This is a genomic window from Enterobacter cloacae complex sp. P40C2 (genome assembly GCF_014930695.1).
GTDB classification, from domain to species: domain Bacteria; phylum Pseudomonadota; class Gammaproteobacteria; order Enterobacterales; family Enterobacteriaceae; genus Enterobacter; species Enterobacter pasteurii.
Map to the genome: position 1 here is coordinate 244,256 of NZ_JADBRP010000004.1, position 15,974 is coordinate 260,229.

At 57.0% G+C, this 15,974-nt stretch carries 15 protein-coding genes and 1 tRNA gene; 5 read left to right on the forward strand and 11 right to left on the reverse strand.

The features are described 5' to 3' along the window. Nucleotides 1-106 precede the first annotated feature (106 nt). Nucleotides 107-2,104 carry a bifunctional tRNA (5-methylaminomethyl-2-thiouridine)(34)-methyltransferase MnmD/FAD-dependent 5-carboxymethylaminomethyl-2-thiouridine(34) oxidoreductase MnmC gene (gene mnmC, locus IM304_RS10480; RefSeq protein WP_193354533.1) on the forward strand — a complete coding sequence of 666 codons (1,998 nt, stop codon included), beginning with the start codon at nt 107-109 and terminating at the stop codon, nt 2,102-2,104. 46 nt (nt 2,105-2,150) lie between these two features. Here the strand turns inward: mnmC and IM304_RS10485 are convergent, their stop codons facing one another. From IM304_RS10485 to prmB, 6 genes are read right to left on the reverse strand one after another with little or no spacing between them, the layout of a single operon-like run. Then, entirely contained in the window at nt 2,151-2,429 is a 279-nt protein-coding gene (locus IM304_RS10485) for a YfcL family protein (RefSeq protein ID WP_193354532.1), read from the reverse strand. Between the two features lie 13 nt (nt 2,430-2,442). Further along, nucleotides 2,443-2,988, reverse strand: a complete 546-nt coding sequence (locus IM304_RS10490; protein WP_148419961.1) for an elongation factor P hydroxylase — start codon at nt 2,986-2,988, stop codon at nt 2,443-2,445. Further along, nucleotides 2,988-3,797, reverse strand: a complete 810-nt coding sequence (locus tag IM304_RS10495) for a sulfite exporter TauE/SafE family protein (RefSeq protein ID WP_148419962.1) — start codon at nt 3,795-3,797, stop codon at nt 2,988-2,990. Before IM304_RS10495 ends, IM304_RS10490 begins: the two co-directional genes overlap by 1 nt. After that, complete coding sequence (gene mepA / locus IM304_RS10500; RefSeq protein WP_193354531.1) at nt 3,797-4,621, reverse strand: penicillin-insensitive murein endopeptidase; 825 nt, start codon at nt 4,619-4,621, stop codon at nt 3,797-3,799. Before mepA ends, IM304_RS10495 begins: the two co-directional genes overlap by 1 nt. Before the next feature lie 2 nt (nt 4,622-4,623). Then, nucleotides 4,624-5,709 carry a chorismate synthase gene (gene aroC / locus IM304_RS10505; protein ID WP_148419964.1) on the reverse strand — a complete coding sequence of 362 codons (1,086 nt, stop codon included), beginning with the start codon at nt 5,707-5,709 and terminating at the stop codon, nt 4,624-4,626. A 60-nt stretch (nt 5,710-5,769) separates the two neighbouring features. After that, the gene (gene prmB, locus IM304_RS10510) at nt 5,770-6,702 is read right to left on the reverse strand and encodes a 50S ribosomal protein L3 N(5)-glutamine methyltransferase (RefSeq protein WP_193354530.1); all 933 of its coding nucleotides are present in this window, start codon (nt 6,700-6,702) and stop codon (nt 5,770-5,772) included. A gap of 145 nt (nt 6,703-6,847) precedes the next feature. Between prmB and smrB the strand changes: the two genes are divergently transcribed. Continuing rightward, nucleotides 6,848-7,399 carry an endonuclease SmrB gene (gene smrB, locus IM304_RS10515; protein ID WP_148419966.1) on the forward strand — a complete coding sequence of 184 codons (552 nt, stop codon included), beginning with the start codon at nt 6,848-6,850 and terminating at the stop codon, nt 7,397-7,399. Between the two features lie 46 nt (nt 7,400-7,445). On the opposite strand, the gene sixA is transcribed toward smrB, so the two are convergent. The 4 genes from sixA to IM304_RS10535 all read right to left on the reverse strand — a co-directional run bounded on the left by sixA (nt 7,446) and on the right by IM304_RS10535 (nt 12,121). Further along, nucleotides 7,446-7,931 carry a phosphohistidine phosphatase SixA gene (gene sixA, locus IM304_RS10520; RefSeq protein ID WP_148419967.1) on the reverse strand — a complete coding sequence of 162 codons (486 nt, stop codon included), beginning with the start codon at nt 7,929-7,931 and terminating at the stop codon, nt 7,446-7,448. A gap of 209 nt (nt 7,932-8,140) precedes the next feature. Then, the gene (gene fadJ / locus IM304_RS10525) at nt 8,141-10,288 is read right to left on the reverse strand and encodes a fatty acid oxidation complex subunit alpha FadJ (protein WP_193354529.1); all 2,148 of its coding nucleotides are present in this window, start codon (nt 10,286-10,288) and stop codon (nt 8,141-8,143) included. Continuing rightward, nucleotides 10,288-11,598, reverse strand: coding sequence for an acetyl-CoA C-acyltransferase FadI (gene fadI / locus IM304_RS10530; RefSeq protein WP_193354528.1), 1,311 nt, complete (start codon nt 11,596-11,598; stop codon nt 10,288-10,290). The genes fadJ and fadI overlap by 1 nt, the downstream gene beginning before the upstream one ends. Before the next feature lie 238 nt (nt 11,599-11,836). Beyond that, a complete protein-coding gene (locus IM304_RS10535) occupies nt 11,837-12,121 on the reverse strand; it encodes a YfcZ/YiiS family protein (RefSeq protein WP_028013973.1) in 285 nt (94 codons plus the stop codon). Between the two features lie 372 nt (nt 12,122-12,493). Between IM304_RS10535 and fadL the strand changes: the two genes are divergently transcribed. Continuing rightward, nucleotides 12,494-13,777, forward strand: a complete 1,284-nt coding sequence (fadL, locus tag IM304_RS10540) for a long-chain fatty acid transporter FadL (protein WP_148419971.1) — start codon at nt 12,494-12,496, stop codon at nt 13,775-13,777. 44 nt (nt 13,778-13,821) lie between these two features. Here the strand turns inward: fadL and mlaA are convergent, their stop codons facing one another. Further along, the gene (gene mlaA / locus IM304_RS10545; RefSeq protein WP_003861365.1) at nt 13,822-14,574 is read right to left on the reverse strand and encodes a phospholipid-binding lipoprotein MlaA; all 753 of its coding nucleotides are present in this window, start codon (nt 14,572-14,574) and stop codon (nt 13,822-13,824) included. Nucleotides 14,575-14,887: 313 nt separating this feature from the next. Here mlaA and IM304_RS10550 point away from each other — a divergent pair, with 313 nt between their 5' ends. After that, a complete protein-coding gene (locus IM304_RS10550) occupies nt 14,888-15,817 on the forward strand; it encodes a formate/nitrite transporter family protein (RefSeq protein ID WP_148419972.1) in 930 nt (309 codons plus the stop codon). A gap of 75 nt (nt 15,818-15,892) precedes the next feature. Continuing rightward, a tRNA-Arg gene (locus IM304_RS10555) sits at nt 15,893-15,964 on the forward strand. The last annotated feature ends 10 nt before the right edge of the window (nt 15,965-15,974 follow it).

The window sequence follows — 15,974 nt, forward strand, 5'->3', positions numbered from 1 at the left end:
ACACTTGTACGCCGAACAAGTCCGATCAGCGATTTTCTGTGGAAATTTGCACCGATGGGCCCACATCGCTAAGATCGTGCCACTGCCTGTCGGACGAGTAACTTACGTGAAACAAAACGCCATACAACCTGCCAACCTCGAATTCAACGCTGAGGGTACACCTGTTTCCCGAGATTTTGATGACGTCTACTTTTCTAATGATAACGGACTGGAAGAGACGCGCTATGTTTTCCTCGACGGAAATCATCTCGGCACCCGTTTTCCCGAGCATCCGCGCAGTCTGTTTGTCGTGGCGGAGAGCGGTTTCGGAACCGGTCTGAATTTTCTGACCCTCTGGCAGGCGTTCGACCAGTTTCGCGCTGCACACCCCGAGGCTACGCTACAAAGATTACATTTCATCAGTTTCGAAAAATTTCCGCTCACCGCGCACGATCTGCGGCTTGCCCATCAGCGCTGGCCGGAGCTTGCCCGCTGGGCGGAGCAGCTTCAGGCCCAGTGGCCACCGGCTATCGGCGGCTGCCATCGTCTGATTCTGGACGACGGGCGCGTCACGCTCGACCTGTGGCTGGGCGACATTAACGACCTGACCGATAAGCTCGATGACGCGATGAATCAGAAGGTTGATGCCTGGTTCCTGGACGGCTTCGCGCCCGCTAAAAACCCTGACATGTGGAGCCAGCATCTGTTCAGCGCCATGGCGCGGCTGGCCCGTCCCGGCGCGACGCTTGCCACCTTCACCTCGGCGGGCTTTGTCCGCCGTGGGTTACAGGAGGCGGGTTTTACCATGCGCAAAACCAAAGGCTTTGGCCGCAAACGCGACATGCTGGTTGGCGTGATGGAGCAGGAACTGGCGCTCCCCGCCAAAACCCCCTGGTTCGCGCGTCGCGCCAGCACCTCGCGTGAGGTCGCAATCGTGGGCGGCGGCATTGCCAGCGCCCTGCTCTCGCTGGCGCTGCTGAACCGTGGCTGGCAGGTGACGCTCTACTGCGCTGACGAGGCGCCGGCAAACGGCGCCTCGGGCAACCGCCAGGGAGCGCTCTACCCGCTGCTGAGCGCCCACGATCCCGCGCTGTTCCAGTTTTTCCCGGCGGCGTTTACTTTCGCCCGTCGTCTTTATGATAGCCTGCCGGTCGCGTTCGACCACGACTGGTGCGGCGTGACGCAGCTCGGCTGGGATGAGAAGAGCCAGCAAAAAATCACGCAAATGCTGTCGCTGGGTTTACCGGAGGCCATCGCCCAGGCGGTGACTGCGCAGCAGGTTTTAGAAACCGCTGGGGTCGACACCGGCTGTGACGGCATTCAGTACCCGCTCGGCGGCTGGCTGTGCCCGGCCGAACTGACTTCTGCGGCGATTGCCCTCGGCCAGTCGCGCGGGCTGACGGTGCGCTATGCCCACAAGGTTGAATCGCTCAGTCGTGCAGAACGCTGGGTTCTGCATTTTGCTGATGTAAAAGAGGCAGAGCATGCCAGCGTTGTGCTGGCAAACGGGCACCGCATCAGCCAGTTTGTTCAGACGGAAAAGCTGCCGGTCTACCCCGTCGGCGGCCAGGTGAGCCATATCCCTTCCACGCCCGCGCTGAACGAACTGCGCCAGGTACTCTGTTACGACGGCTATCTGACGCCACAAAACCCGTCAAACGGCCATCACTGCATCGGCGCCAGCTACCATCGCGGTGAAGCGGTTATGCAATACAGCGACGCGGATCAGCAGCAGAATCGCCAGCGCCTGATTGACTGTTTCCCGGATGCCGAATGGGCAAAAGAGGTTGACGTGAGCAAAGGTGAAGCCCGCTGCGGCGTGCGTTGCGCCACTCGCGATCACCTGCCGATGGCGGGAAGCGTGCCGGACTACGAGGCCACGCTTGAGGTATATCACAACCTCGCTGAACGCCGGGAAAGCGCGGTGAGTGCGCCGGTTTATCCGGAGCTATACATGCTGGGTGGGTTAGGTTCGCGCGGGTTGTGCACCGCGCCGCTGCTGGCTGAAGTGTTAGCCGCACAAATGAGCGACGAGCCCCTTCCGCTGGACAGCGTGACCCTTGCGGGGCTGAACCCCAACCGGTTATGGGTAAGGAAATTACTGAAGGGGAAGTTGGTTAAGTAGGATCAGGTCTGGTGCCCTCTCCCACAGGGAGAGGGTGGTGAAACACTTACTTCGCGTTCGCCTGCTGGAACAAATTGTCCCACATACCCAGCACCAGCGACTGGTCGCGCGGGGAGAGTTCTCCGGCCAGAATGGCTTTTTCCAGGCTGCGGGTCACTTCATCATGCACCGCCCCGGCAGAGTGATCGTCCCCTGCTTCCAGCGCGGCAACCGCCAGCGTCAGGTGTCCACGCAGATAACCGCTGGCGAACAGCTCGTCATCACTGGCGTGTTCCACCATGTCATCAATTAACGCCAGAATGCGTGATTCAAATTCTGCGATCATCTTCTTTCCTCTGTTAAAGATCTTCCGGCCACGGGAAGCATTCCGCCGTTATTTCCGGCGTGTGGTAATAATTCTGTAAAGCCTCGATCAGGCGTGCCGGACGTTCCGGGATGCCTTTCTCAAGATATTCCATCACCTGCGCGTGTACGCGGCGCTGGAAGACGATGCGATCGGGCTCGAAGTCGCCCTCAAGGTTGTCACAGCTCACATTGAACGGGAAACCCGCCGCCACGCAGAACAGCCATTCCAGCGCCTGCGGCTTCACTTCCACATCTTCAAACCGGCCCTGAGTAGCGGCATCGCGCCCGTCCGGGCAATACCAGTAACCGAAGTCCACCAGCTCGCGACGCGCTTTTCCCGCGATGCACCAGTGTGAAATCTCGTGCAAACCGCTGGCGTAAAAGCCGTGCGCGAACACGATGCGGTTGTAAGGAACCTCGGCATCTGCTGGAAGATAGATCGGTTCGTCGTCGCCTTTAATCAGACGGGTATTAAAATCATCAGCAAAACAGCCGTTAAAGATCTCAATCAGCTGCTCGTATTTATGCGTACTGTTCATTAGTGCATCCCCAACCAGGTGAGGATCTCCTGTCCATGGCTGTCATAAAGAAGTTTGGCGCTCATCACCGCCGAGACGACAACAATCATCGGGCGGATCAGCTTTTGCCCTTTGCTTAAAACCAGACGCGAGCCGACGCGCGCGCCCAGAAACTGTCCTGCCATCATTACAAAGCCGGTTGCCCAGATAACTTTGCCGCCAATGATGAACAGCAGCAGGCCGCCAACGTTGGAGGTCGCATTGAGTACCTTGGCATGGGCGGTGGATTTAGCGAGATTAAACCCGGCCAGCGTCACGAACGCCAGCGCGTAAAACGAGCCGGCACCCGGCCCAAAGAAACCGTCGTAAAAACCGACGCAGCCACCGGCAATCAGCGCAAACGGCAGGCCGTGCAGCCTCCGCGCACGGTCTTCTTCACCAAGCTTTGGCATCAGTAAGAAGTAAAGGCCGATACAGATAACCAGAATCGGCAGGATCTGGCGCAGAATGTCGGACTGCACGTGCTGAACCAGCAGCGCGCCCGCCGTCGAGCCGATAAAGGTCATCAGGATATTGAGCTTCTGATCGGCGAGATTCACCACCTTGCGGCGAACAAAATAGAGCGAGGAGGAGAGCGAGCCGCCGCACGCCTGGAGTTTGTTGGTGGCGAGCGCCTGAGCTGGACTCATGCCTGCCGCCAGCAGCGCCGGAACGGTGAGCAACCCGCCGCCGCCCGCCAGGGCATCAATGAATCCGGCCAGCATCGCAACAAAAAAGAGTACCGCCAGCAGCAGCGGCGACACCATAAACAGATCGACGAAAGTATCCATTAAAGTACGTGCTCATCCAGTAGCGCCTGGCAGGAAGGCGGCAACGGAGGCGGTGTCTTCTTCTCAGGCTTAGAGGTTCCAGGCTTGGCCGGCTCAAACCAGCTTTGCAGTTCGTAGCCACAGCCATCGCCAGGCGGCGGCGGCGGCTGATCTTCACATTCAAGGCTGTTTGCCGGGCAGCGCAGACGAACGTGCATATGTGCCCGGTGCTGGAACCACGGTCGCACTTTACGTAGCCAGTCACGATCGGTTCCCGCATCCAGACAGAGCTGCTGCTTGATGGCCGGATTAACGAAGATCCGCGTGACGTCGTTATCTTCCGCCGCCAGCTTGATCATGCTGGAGATCTCCGGCGACCAGCGCGAAGCAACGACCCGTTTCCCGTCGGCCGACACCAGATCCAGCGCCTGGGGCTTCAGCAGCTGCGCTGAGCTCCAGCGCGCTTTCGGCAGCTGCAGGAAGATATCCACATCCAGACCGGTCTGGTGGCTGGCGTGTCCGCCGTTAAAGCGACCCCCTGCGGGCATCCCCATATCGCCTATCAGCATCGTACCCAGCCCCAGGTTATGCACCCGGTTCCCCAGACGCTGAATAAACAGCACCAGATCGGGATGGCCGAAATAACGGCGCTGATCGGTACGCATCACCTGATACGTATCCGACTGGAGCGGCAGCGCCTGCGCGCCTACGATACAGCCGTTAGAGAAGGCGCCGATGGACTGCGCGCTTCCCGCCACCGGATGGGTGATTTTTTGCCATGGCGTGGCGGCCAGGCTGGCACCACTGGCCAGCAGCGCCAGCAGCGCGATTGCGGTTTTTTTCATAGTTACCAGCGTGGAATGGTGGTCGTCACATCCGCATTCTGCGCGCGCTGGCGCAGGAAGTGATCCATCAGCACGATCGCCAGCATCGCTTCTGCGATCGGCACCGCGCGGATCCCCACGCACGGATCGTGACGCCCTTTGGTGATCATCTCAACTTCGTCGCCAGCGCGGTTAATCGTGTGCCCTGGCACCGTAATGCTGGAGGTTGGCTTCAGCGCAATGTTGGCAACTATCTGCTGCCCGCTGCTGATCCCGCCGAGAATACCGCCCGCATGGTTGCTCTGGAAACCGTCTCTGGTGATTTCGTCCCGGTTCTGGCTGCCGCGAAGCTGGACCACGTCAAATCCGTCGCCGATTTCAACGCCCTTCACCGCGTTGATGCTCATCAGCGCGTGGGCGATATCGGCATCGAGGCGGTCGAATACCGGTTCGCCCCAGCCTGCCGGCACGCCGTCCGCTACCACGGTAACCTTCGCGCCAATTGAGTCGCCCTCTTTTTTCAGGCCGCGCATCAGTTCGTCCAGCGCGTCCAGCTTGTCGGCATCGGCGCAGAAGAACGGGTTAAGCTCGACCTGATCCCAGTCCTTGATCGCAAGCGGAATGTCGCCCATCTGGGTCAGACAGCCGCGGATCGCGATGCCAAACTTCTGCTGAAGGTATTTTTTGGCAATCGCCCCTGCCGCCACGCGCATCGCGGTTTCACGCGCCGATGAGCGGCCGCCGCCGCGATAGTCGCGGAATCCGTATTTTTGCTCGTAGGTGTAGTCGGCGTGGCCCGGGCGGAAGACGTCTTTGATCGCGCCGTAGTCCTGGGAGCGCTGATCGGTATTTTCAATCAGCAGGCCAATGCTGGTGCCGGTTGTGCGGCCTTCGAAAACGCCGGAGAGAATTTTAACCTGGTCCGGCTCGCGACGCTGCGTGGTGTAGCGAGAGGTGCCCGGACGACGACGATCGAGGTCGTGCTGTAAATCGGCTTCGGTCAGTTCGATGCCTGGCGGGACGCCATCAACGATACAACCCAGTGCCAGCCCGTGCGACTCCCCAAAGGTGGTCACGCGGAATACCTGTCCAATACTGTTTCCTGCCATCACGGCTCCGATGTTGTTGTTTGTGTTTGAGCGTTGTGAAACGGGCCGAAGCCCGCTGGATTAGTCTTTGTAAATGCTGAAGTATTCGCGAGCGTCGAGGAGCTGCGCTTTGCTCAACATAAAGACGCCGTCACCGCCGTTGTCGAACTCAAGCCAGGTGAACGGCACATCCGGGTACTGCTCTATCAGATGTACCATGCTGTTGCCTACTTCACAAATCAGAACGCCGTGGTCGGTCAGGTAATCCGGCGCGCAGGCCAGAATGCGGCGGGTCAGCTTCAGGCCGTCAGTGCCTGACGCCAGGCCCAGCTCCGGCTCGTGGCGATACTCGTTCGGCAGATCGGACATGTCTTCCGCATCCACGTACGGCGGATTGGTAACGATCAGATCGTATTGCAGCGTTGGCAGGTCGCGGAACAGGTCAGAGCGGATTGGCGTAACGTGGTGGATCAGCCCGTGCTCTTCAATATTGTGTTCGGTGACGGCCAGCGCGTCGGTGGAGATATCTACGGCATCCACTTCCGCTTCAGGGAAGGCGTACGCGCAGGCAATCGCGATGCAGCCGCTGCCGGTGCACATATCGAGAATGTGCTGCGGCTGACGATCGATCAGGCCGTCAAAGTGGTTGTTAATCAGCTCGCCAATCGGCGAGCGCGGCACCAGCACGCGTTCGTCCACGTAGAACTCGTGGCCGCAGAACCAGGCTTTGTTGGTCAGGTAAGCCACCGGAATGCGCTCGTTCACGCGGCGGATCACGCGCTCTACGATGCGGTGTTTTTCGCTGGAGGTCAGACGCGCGGTGCGCATGTCTTCCGGAATATCCAGCGGCAGGTAGAGCGACGGCAGCACCAGCTGAACGGCCTCATCCCACGGGTTATCGGTACCGTGACCGTACCAGATATTGGCGGCGCTGAAGCGGCTAACCGACCAGCGCAACATGTCCTGTATGGTATGCAGCTCGTTTACTGCTTCATCGACAAAAATTTTATCCACTCTTTCCTCCAGGGCATGCTCGCATAATTTTCGGCGGCTAGTTTGCCATGAAGACGGCGATAAATCAGCAATGACGCGTGCCGCTTGAGGTTAAAAAATGCATTTAGTCGGGTACACTATCGGAAATACGAGATGAGAATGACGAATGAAAAAGAAAACATCGCTTAGCGAGGAGGATCAGGCTCTCTTCCGACAGCTTATGACCGGGACGCGCCAGATCAGACAGGACACCATTGTTCATCGCCCGCAGCGTAAAAAAATCAGCGAAGTACCGGTCAAACGGCTGCTCCAGGAGCAGGCCGATAACAGTCACTATTTTTCAGATGAATTTCAGCCGCTGCTGAATACCCAGGGTGCGGTGAAATACGTGCGCGAAGACGTCAGCCATTTTGAGCTGAAAAAATTACGTCGGGGAGATTATTCGCCGGAGCTGTTTCTCGATTTGCATGGTTTGACCCAGATGCAGGCGAAACAGGAGCTGGGGGCGTTGATAGCAGCGTGTCGTCGCGAACATGTTTTTTGCGCCTGCGTAATGCACGGTCACGGTAAGCATATCCTCAAACAACAGACGCCGCTGTGGCTGGCTCAGCATCCGCACGTGATGGCTTTTCATCAGGCACCAAAAGAGTACGGCGGAGATGCCGCATTGCTGGTATTGATTGAAGTTGAGGAGTGGCAGCCGCCAGAATTACCCTGACAGGATGGCGGGAGGCACGCTGCACCCCGCCATATCGCACGTCACGTCAGATTGCTTTTGCCATCTTCAGGTTGCACGGACTCATTTGCCAGTTGAAGACCCCTTTGCCGGTGTCGTCGAGGGTGACGTTGGCAATGGCGGACGTCGTGAACATCGGTGGCGTTTCGCCCGGGCACAGCTCAGATACCAGATAGCCGACCAACGGCAGGTGGGAAATGACCAGTGCGGAAGCGACGCCTTCGTTGCATAACGCCTGAAGGTAAGCGCTGACAAGGCCAACATCGCCACACGGCGTGAGTTCAGGGAGAACATCCACGCTGGATGGCAGGTTCATACACTCCCCCACCACATCCAGCGTCTGTTCTGCCCGCAGGTACGGACTCACCAGAACGCGTTCAATGTCCACTTTTTGACCTTTAAGCCATGTCGCCATCTGACGGGATTCGTCGCAGCCACAGACGGTTAAAGGACGTACTGAGTCACTGGCGGCATCGAGTGCCGCGTCGCCGTGACGCATGATAAAAACTTGCATATTGCACCGCTTTTGTTAACCAGAATCACCGGCGTTAACTACCCGCGATAAATGCTCTGAGGTAGAAAACCCGATGGCCGGGCATTGTGCCTGATCCATTCGGTGAATGAAACGCTGTTTTTTACCTCAATGGCGTAAGTATAGTCAATCTCTGTTTACAATTTCGCCAAAACAGGCCCCCTCACCGGAGGATTTACCCTTCTTTGACTTCAGTTTACGAAATCAGTTTCCCTTGCGGGCCAGAAGGTCTGGCCCCGTTCCGCCATCTGCAATAATTCGTCACAAGGTGTAAACCGCGGACCATACTGCGAGGCCAGACGTTGCAGGATCGCAACCACTTCACCCGCCCCGAGGGTATCCATATACCGGAACGGGCCGCCAAGAAACGGCGGGAAACCAATGCCAAAAACGGCACCGATGTCGCCATCGCGCGCGCCTTTAATAACCTTCTCACCAAAGCAGCGTGCCGCTTCATTGAGCATCATCATCACGCAGCGTTCAGCACACTGAACCGCCGACAGTTTTCCCTGCCCCGCGGCAGGTATAAGCCCATAAACTGAAGGGTCGACCTGTTTCTTGCTTTTACGCCCTTTCGCGCCGTAAAGATAGAAACCGCGTTCATTTTTTCTGCCTTTGCGATCGTCCTTCAAAATTGCAGAAACAACGTTTGCAGGCGGCGAAAAACGATCGCCGTAAGCGGCTTCCAGCACGGGGATAATTTTAGTGCCGGTATCAATGCCTACCTCGTCCAAAAGCTGGACAGGGCCTACGGGGAAGCCAAACTTTACTAAGGCCTCATCAACGTGCTCAATTTTCTCGCCTTCCGTCAGGAGCCGCATCGCTTCGTTGATGTACGGCGCCAGTATGCGGTTGACGTAGAAACCGGCTTTGTCCGCTACCACGATGGGGGTTTTCCCCTGTTTTTTCGCCAGCTTCACCACCGTGGCAATAGTTTGCGGACGGGTTGTGGCGTGAGGGATAACCTCTACCAGCGGCATTTTTTCGACCGGACTAAAATAGTGCAGCCCTATCACCTGCTCCGGACGCGCGGCTTTCGCTGCGATATCGCCAATTGGCAGGGAGGAGGTATTTGAAGCGAAAATGGTGTGCGGCGCGCAGTGCTCCTCAACCTCCGCCACCATCTGCTGCTTAAGCGCCAGATCTTCGAAAACGGCTTCAATCACTACGTCGCGGTGCGTAAACCCGCTGTAGTCCGTGGTGCCGGAGATCGTCGCGAGCGTTTTATCGCGCTCGCTGGCTTTGATATGGCGGCGTTTAACCTTTCGATCGAGGTTCTGCCAGCTGTACTGCAGCGCGTGGTTGATGCCCTTAGGGTTGATGTCTTTGATACGTACGGGCAATTTGCCTTTGCTGGCGGTGACAAACGCGATGCCGCCGCCCATTAGCCCACCGCCCAGTACGCCAACGGCGCGCAGCGGAGCAGGCTCAGCCTCGCTGCCCGGATCTTTTTTCACGTCAGTACTGGCGAAGAAAATGCTTCGCAGTGCCTGCGACTGCGGCGTCATCGCCAGCTCGCCAAAAGCTTTCGCTTCGGCGGCATAGCCGCTGCTGCTGCCCTGCGACAGCCCGGTTTCAATCACGTCCAGAATGCGCTTCGTGGCCGGGTAGTTACCTTTGGTTTTTTGCCCGGTTTTTTTACCCACCATATTAAACAACAGCGCGCGCCCCAGCGGCCCGGCAAGGACGCGCTCGCGCACCGGCAGCGCGCGTTTTGCCTGGCGGCCTTTAAGCGCCCGCTCAACGGCGGCATCGAGCAGGATGGCGTGGGGAACGACCTCGTCAACCAGCCCCGCCTTTAACGCCTGACGGGCGCGCAGCTGTTTTCCGGTTAAGATCATCTCCAGCGCCGTACTGACGCCCACCAGACGCGGCAGACGCTGCGTTCCACCGGAGCCGGGCAGCAGTCCAAGCTGCACCTCCGGCAGGCCCAGCACGGTTTTCGCATCGTCGGTACAGATGCGGCTGTGGCAGGCCAGCGCCAGTTCAAGCCCGCCGCCCAGGCAGGCGCCGTGAATTGCGGCGACAACGGGTATCGACAGCGCATGGATTTCCGCCATCACCTGCTGGCCCTGGCGCGCCAGATCCTCTGCTTCCTGCGCGCTTCTGGCGCGGGCAATCATGTTGATATCGGCCCCGGCAATGAAGTTATCCGGCTTTGCCGAAATAAACACCAGCCCGCGAATCGCCTTGTTTTCACGAATTTGTCTGAGCATGTCGCGCACCTGAACGCCAAACTCGGCCTTCAGGGTATTCATCTTTTCGTCGGGCACGTCAATGGTGATAACGGCCACGTTATCGAGGCGAACGGTCAGGTTAAATGCAGATGTCGTTTCCATTATTCAGCCTCCAGAACCATTGCTGCGCCCAGGCCGCCCGCCGCACAGGCGGTGACGAGACCAAAGCCGCCGCCCCGGCGGCGTAGCTCATGTAACGTCTGGGTTATCATTCTCGCCCCCGTCGCCGCAAACGGATGGCCGTAAGCAATGGAGCCACCCAGCACGTTGAATTTGCTCTGATCCACTTCGCCTGTGGCATGCGCGCGGCCCAGCACGTCGCGGGCAAAGCGCTCGCTCGCCATAAGCTGAACGTTTGCCAGCGTTTGTGCGGCAAAGGCTTCGTGCATATCAATTAACGTGAGATCGGAGAGCGTCAGCCCCGCGCGCTCCAGCGCCAGCGGCGTGGACCAGGCAGGCCCTAACAGCATGTCCTGCCAGACATCGATAGCGGTGAAGGCGTAGCTGCGCAAATAGCCCAGCGGCGTTATGCCCAGCTCTTTGGCCCGGGACTCCGTCATCAGGATCACGGCGGCAGCACCGTCCGTCAGCGGCGTGCTGTTAGCCGCGGTTACCGTTCCGTGTTTACGGTCAAAGGCCGGGCGCAGCTTCGCATAGTCCGCCAGCGTCGAGGTGCCGCGAATATTGTTATCTTCCGAAAGCGGCTCACGATAGGGCGGGACATAGGCGGTCATCACTTCGCCGGTCAGTTTGCCTTCCGACCAGGCCTTTGCGGCAAGCTGATGGGAACGGTACGCCAGCGCATCCTGCTGCTCACGCGTGATGCCGTAGGTTTTCGCCATCTGCTCGGCGGTGTCGCCCATGCGCAGGCCGGTGGAGTATTCGGCGACGGCGGGTGGAACAGGCAGCAGATCGCGCAGGCGCAAACGCGAGAAAAGCTTCAGCTTCTGCCCGGTGGTGCGGGCTTTGTTGGCATCCACGAGAATGCGGGCCAGCTTTTTGCTGACGCCGATGGGCAGCACGGATGAGGAGTCTGCGCCTCCGGCGATCCCGGCGCGAATGGTGCCCGCCATCAGGCTTTCCGCCACGTTCGCCACCGCCTGGAAACTGGTGGCACAGGCACGGCTGACGCTGTAGGCGTCGGTGTGCACGTTCATGCCCGTTCCCAGAACGATTTCACGCGCGATATTTGGCGCCTCCGGCATCTGCACGACCTGACCAAAAACCAGTTGCTCAATGATTTCAGGCGGAATGTCGCTGCGAGCCAGCATCTCCCCCACCACCATTTTTCCCAGATCGACAGCCGGTATTCCGTGAAACGCGGTTGCCTGACGCGCAAACGGCGTACGCAGCCCGCTGACGATGGCAATGCGGTCACCGTGTCGGGTGATAAGCGGTAATGCCTGACTCATAACACTCCCCTGTAAAAAAAATTTGCGCACGCACAAAGTGGTCTGACCTGATAATAGTCTTAACTATTTTTTTACATTGAGCCAATCGGGGAAGCGAAAAATTGCGAGCTAAGGCACAGAGAAGAAAAAGAAAATGCCCCGAGGTAAAAGCAAAACGGTAACCCATAGGTTACCGTTTTTAGTGTTTGCACCCTCTCCCGTGGGAGAGGGCTGGGGTGAGGGCATCAGGCCGCGGAGATTAACGCAGCCCTAACTGGAAAATCAGTGTTTCTGCTTCACAGGCGAAGACAAAGTCGATATCCAGCTTCACGCCGCCGTCCACTTCCGTGAAGGTGGATTTGATTTCGCACGGATCGGACTCCACGTCGCGCGCGCGCTTGCTCAGCGCAGCCAGCGTCTCTTCTGCTTCAGCGCGGTTAGTGAATACACGGCTGTAAGAGGCGGTGCAATCGGTGTTGTCCATGATGGTGCCAACATCCATACAGCAGCAAACCGGGGTTTCATCAGCACTGCATTTACTCATAGCTCAATTTCCTCTGTATTCGCGCAGCGCGCGAGATAAACACGATGCGACTATTTTACGCCCCCTCGCGTGCCCCCTCCAGCCGTTAATGGCGCAAAATCGGATAAGTGAGCAATATCACACTAAAAAATGATCTAAAACAAAATTCACCTTTTCAGATGATTCGCACTGGTCACAATTTTGCCAACCAGATCTCGTTTCAAGAAACATATCTGAAAATATTAATAAACAAACTTGCAACATCCCAGCTGGTCAGACCTATACTCTCGCCACTGGTCTGATTTGTAAGTCATACCTCAGACCCTACACTTCGCGCTCCTGTTACGGTATGTAACAATTATTGAATAAAAATAACTCAATGAGGTTATGGTCATGAGCCAGAAAACCCTGTTCAAACAAACTGCTTTAGCAGTTGCAGTGGCAATCGTCTCAACGTCCGCCTGGTCAGCGGGCTTCCAGTTAAACGAATTTTCTTCCTCTGGCCTTGGCCGTGCGTATTCCGGGGAAGGTGCGATTGCCGATGACGCAGGCAACGCAAGCCGTAACCCGGCGCTGATCATGATGTTCGATCGCCCTACCTTCTCTGCTGGTGCGGTTTACATCGATCCTGATGTCAACATTTCCGGCAAATCTCGCTTCACCGGTGCAGACCTGAAGGCGGATAACATTGCGCCGACGGCGTGGGTGCCTAACCTGCACTTTGTTGCTCCTATTAACGAGCAGTTTGGTTGGGGGGCTTCCGTTACCTCTAACTATGGCCTGGCGACGGAATTCAATAACGACTATCCGGCCGGGGAATACGGCGGTAAAACCGACCTGACCACCCTGAACCTCAACCTGAGCGGCGCTTATCGTCTGAACGAAAGCTGGAGCTTCGGTCTGGGCTTCAATGCCGTTTATGCTGATGCAAAAATTGAGCGTTACACCGGCGAGCAAACCGCCGCGCTGCCGAAAAACAGCAATAAAATTGCCAGCCTGAAAGGCGATGAATGGGGTTACGGCTGGAACGCCGGGATCCTGTACGAGCTGGACAAGAACAACCGCTGGGGTCTGACCTATCGCTCAGAAGTGAAAATTGATTTCGATGGCGATTACAAAAGCGGCATCCTGAGCCCTGTTAACGGCCTGGTTCCGGGTGCGGGCACCACCATTCCATGGGGTACGTCTAACCAGACCGTACCGGGTTCACTGTCGCTGCATCTGCCAGAAATGTGGGAAGTCTCCGGCTATAACCGCGTCGCGCCACAGTGGGCGATCCACTATAGCCTGGCTTACACCAGCTGGAGTCAGTTCCAGGAGCTGAAAGCCACCGGCACCAACGGTCAGACGCTGTTCTATAAGGACGAAAGCTTCCACGACGCATACCGTCTGGCGCTGGGTACAACCTACTATATGGATGACAACTGGACGTTCCGTACCGGTATCGCGTTTGATGACAGCCCGGTTCCGGCGGATAAACGCTCCATCTCCATTCCTGATCAGGACCGCTTCTGGCTGAGTGCGGGTGCAACCTATGCGTTTAACGAGAATGCCTCCATCGACGCTGGCGTCTCTTATATGCACGGTCAGAAAGTGACGTTCCAGGAAGGCCCTTACGAGTTTACCTCTGAAGGTAAAGCGTGGCTGTTCGGTACCAACTTCAACTACGCGTTCTAATCGCGCAGGCATCAAAAAAGGTGAGCATCGCTCACCTTTTTTATTTATTCCGAATCGATATCTTTTAATTCATTCTCGATGGCTTTCGCGTTCGGATTATCTTCCGGCTTCAGCTTGCCGCCGTTGGCAATAAAGTCGTGGTTCTGGAAGTAGGCCTCACGCACCATAATGTACGGATCTGACGACTGACGCAGCAGACCATCAGAGTCCAGCAGCTGCGCACGTGTTTCAATGCCTTCCACTGTCCATTTACCAATCGACAGCGGCCAGGTGAGCCATGACAGCACCGGATACAGCGTATCCACCATATCGCCGCCATCATCACGCACGGTGAAGCTGCCGTAGAATGGCAGATGCACATACGGACCATAACCCACGCCATAATGCCCCAGCGTACTGCCGAAACGGTGCGGCTGCTCGCGCTGCAGTTTCGGGTTCGCCATGCCGGCGACATCAATTAAGCCGCCCATCCCCAGCAGGGAGTTCAGGAAGAATCGGGTGAAATGCACCATTCCCTGATACGGGTCGCCCTGGAGGAAGTAGTTCACCATCACCGCAGGCTCTTCCAGGTTGCTGGTGAAGTTGCTCAGGCCGTTACGCGCTGGCTGCGGAACGTAGTCACGCCACGCCACGGCAACCGGTCGAACCAGGTACGGATCCAGCACATTGTAGTTAAAGCTGTACATTGAACGGTTAAATCCTTCGAGAGGATCGGAGCGTCCCGTTTGCTCGCCAGAGCTGGCGCAGCCCACAAGCATTGTGACGCCCAGCGCAAGCGCCGACAGCCGAAGTTTCATAAATTTCTCCCTGTTCAGTATGGCTATCGTTGAATGCCATCCGAGACGGAGCATCTTACGCTCCGCCGAAACGTGCAAGTGATTGTAACAGCACGCTTACCGATGTCTACGAGGACAATGACGACCCGCTCTCGTCATCACGCTAATTTCAGCATAGCCTGGCTTTCAGAATTCGTTTCGCCGGCAATTTTATATTGGCTTTGAAAGGGATGTCTCACCTTTATTGCCATTTTCAGCAATTTAAGAGCTTCCCCACGGGCAGCGCGCTAAAAGCCGCTACGCTTAAATGAGCGATAACCCCGAAGGAGCAGTTATGAAAGACATTAACGAAGAAAAAATTGGCGAGAATAATGAAGAACCTGAGATTGAGAGCGAGGAGAAAGACCGGGGAGAAGAGATAGAGGTCGATGAGGACCGCCTGCCGTCGCGCGCCATGGCCATTCATGAGCATATTCGCCAGGACGGCGAAAAAGAGATGGAGCGCGACGCGATGGCCCTGCTGTGGTCGGCCATAGCCGCCGGCCTGTCGATGGGCGCATCGCTGCTTGCCAAAGGGATATTTCACGTGCAGCTGGAAGGCGTACCGGGCGGGTTTCTGCTGGAAAACTTAGGCTACACGTTCGGCTTTATTATCGTCATTATGGCACGGCAGCAGCTTTTCACCGAGAACACCGTCACCGCCGTATTGCCGGTAATGCAAAATCCTACCCTCGGGAATTTTGGCCTGCTGATGCGCCTGTGGAGCGTCGTGCTGCTGGGTAACCTCATCGGTACAGGCGTAGCCGCCTGGGCCTTCGAATATATGCCAATATTTGATGAACCTACCCGCGACGCCTTCGTGAAGATCGGTATGGACGTGATGAAAAACACGCCGGTGGAAATGTTCTCTAATGCCATCATTTCCGGCTGGATCATCGCCACCATGGTCTGGATGTTCCCGTCAGCGGGCAGCGCGAAGATTGTGGTGATTATCCTGATGACCTGGCTAATCGCCCTCGCCGATACCACACACATTGTGGTCGGAACCGTTGAGATCCTTTATCTGGTCTTTAACGGCACCCTGCACTGGAGCGATTTCTTCTGGCCGTTTGCGATCCCCACCCTTGCGGGCAACATTTGTGGCGGAACCTTTATCTTCGCGCTGCTGAGCCATGCGCAAATCCGTAACGATATGTCCAACAAGCGTAAGGCAGAGCTAAAAGCACAGGAAAAAAAGGCGCAATCTGCTAAAAAATCGGGCTAAACGGTGACTCTTTGACCAGTCAGGCGGCAAGGCGCTTAACGAAAAGTGTAAATAACGCTATACTCTTGCCGCTTCGTCCCCTTAGTTAAATGGATATAACGAGCCCCTCCTAAGGGCTAGTTGCAGGTTCGATTCCTGCAGGGGACACTTCCGATTT

Bases quoted from the DNA above. Each gene is read 5' to 3' on its own strand.
- IM304_RS10535 (WP_028013973.1), bottom strand. From the start codon at position 12,121: ATGAGTAAATGCAGTGCTGATGAAACCCCGGTTTGCTGCTGTATGGAT.
- fadI (WP_193354528.1), bottom strand. From the start codon at position 11,598: ATGAGTCAGGCATTACCGCTTATCACCCGACACGGTGACCGCATTGCC.
- IM304_RS10485 (WP_193354532.1), bottom strand. From the start codon at position 2,429: ATGATCGCAGAATTTGAATCACGCATTCTGGCGTTAATTGATGACATG.
- fadL (WP_148419971.1), top strand. From the start codon at position 12,494: ATGAGCCAGAAAACCCTGTTCAAACAAACTGCTTTAGCAGTTGCAGTG.
- sixA (WP_148419967.1), bottom strand. From the start codon at position 7,931: ATGCAAGTTTTTATCATGCGTCACGGCGACGCGGCACTCGATGCCGCC.
- mlaA (WP_003861365.1), bottom strand. From the start codon at position 14,574: ATGAAACTTCGGCTGTCGGCGCTTGCGCTGGGCGTCACAATGCTTGTG.
- IM304_RS10495 (WP_148419962.1), bottom strand. From the start codon at position 3,797: ATGGATACTTTCGTCGATCTGTTTATGGTGTCGCCGCTGCTGCTGGCG.
- mepA (WP_193354531.1), bottom strand. From the start codon at position 4,621: ATGAAAAAAACCGCAATCGCGCTGCTGGCGCTGCTGGCCAGTGGTGCC.
- IM304_RS10490 (WP_148419961.1), bottom strand. From the start codon at position 2,988: ATGAACAGTACGCATAAATACGAGCAGCTGATTGAGATCTTTAACGGC.
- smrB (WP_148419966.1), top strand. From the start codon at position 6,848: ATGAAAAAGAAAACATCGCTTAGCGAGGAGGATCAGGCTCTCTTCCGA.
- aroC (WP_148419964.1), bottom strand. From the start codon at position 5,709: ATGGCAGGAAACAGTATTGGACAGGTATTCCGCGTGACCACCTTTGGG.
- fadJ (WP_193354529.1), bottom strand. From the start codon at position 10,288: ATGGAAACGACATCTGCATTTAACCTGACCGTTCGCCTCGATAACGTG.
- IM304_RS10550 (WP_148419972.1), top strand. From the start codon at position 14,888: ATGAAAGACATTAACGAAGAAAAAATTGGCGAGAATAATGAAGAACCT.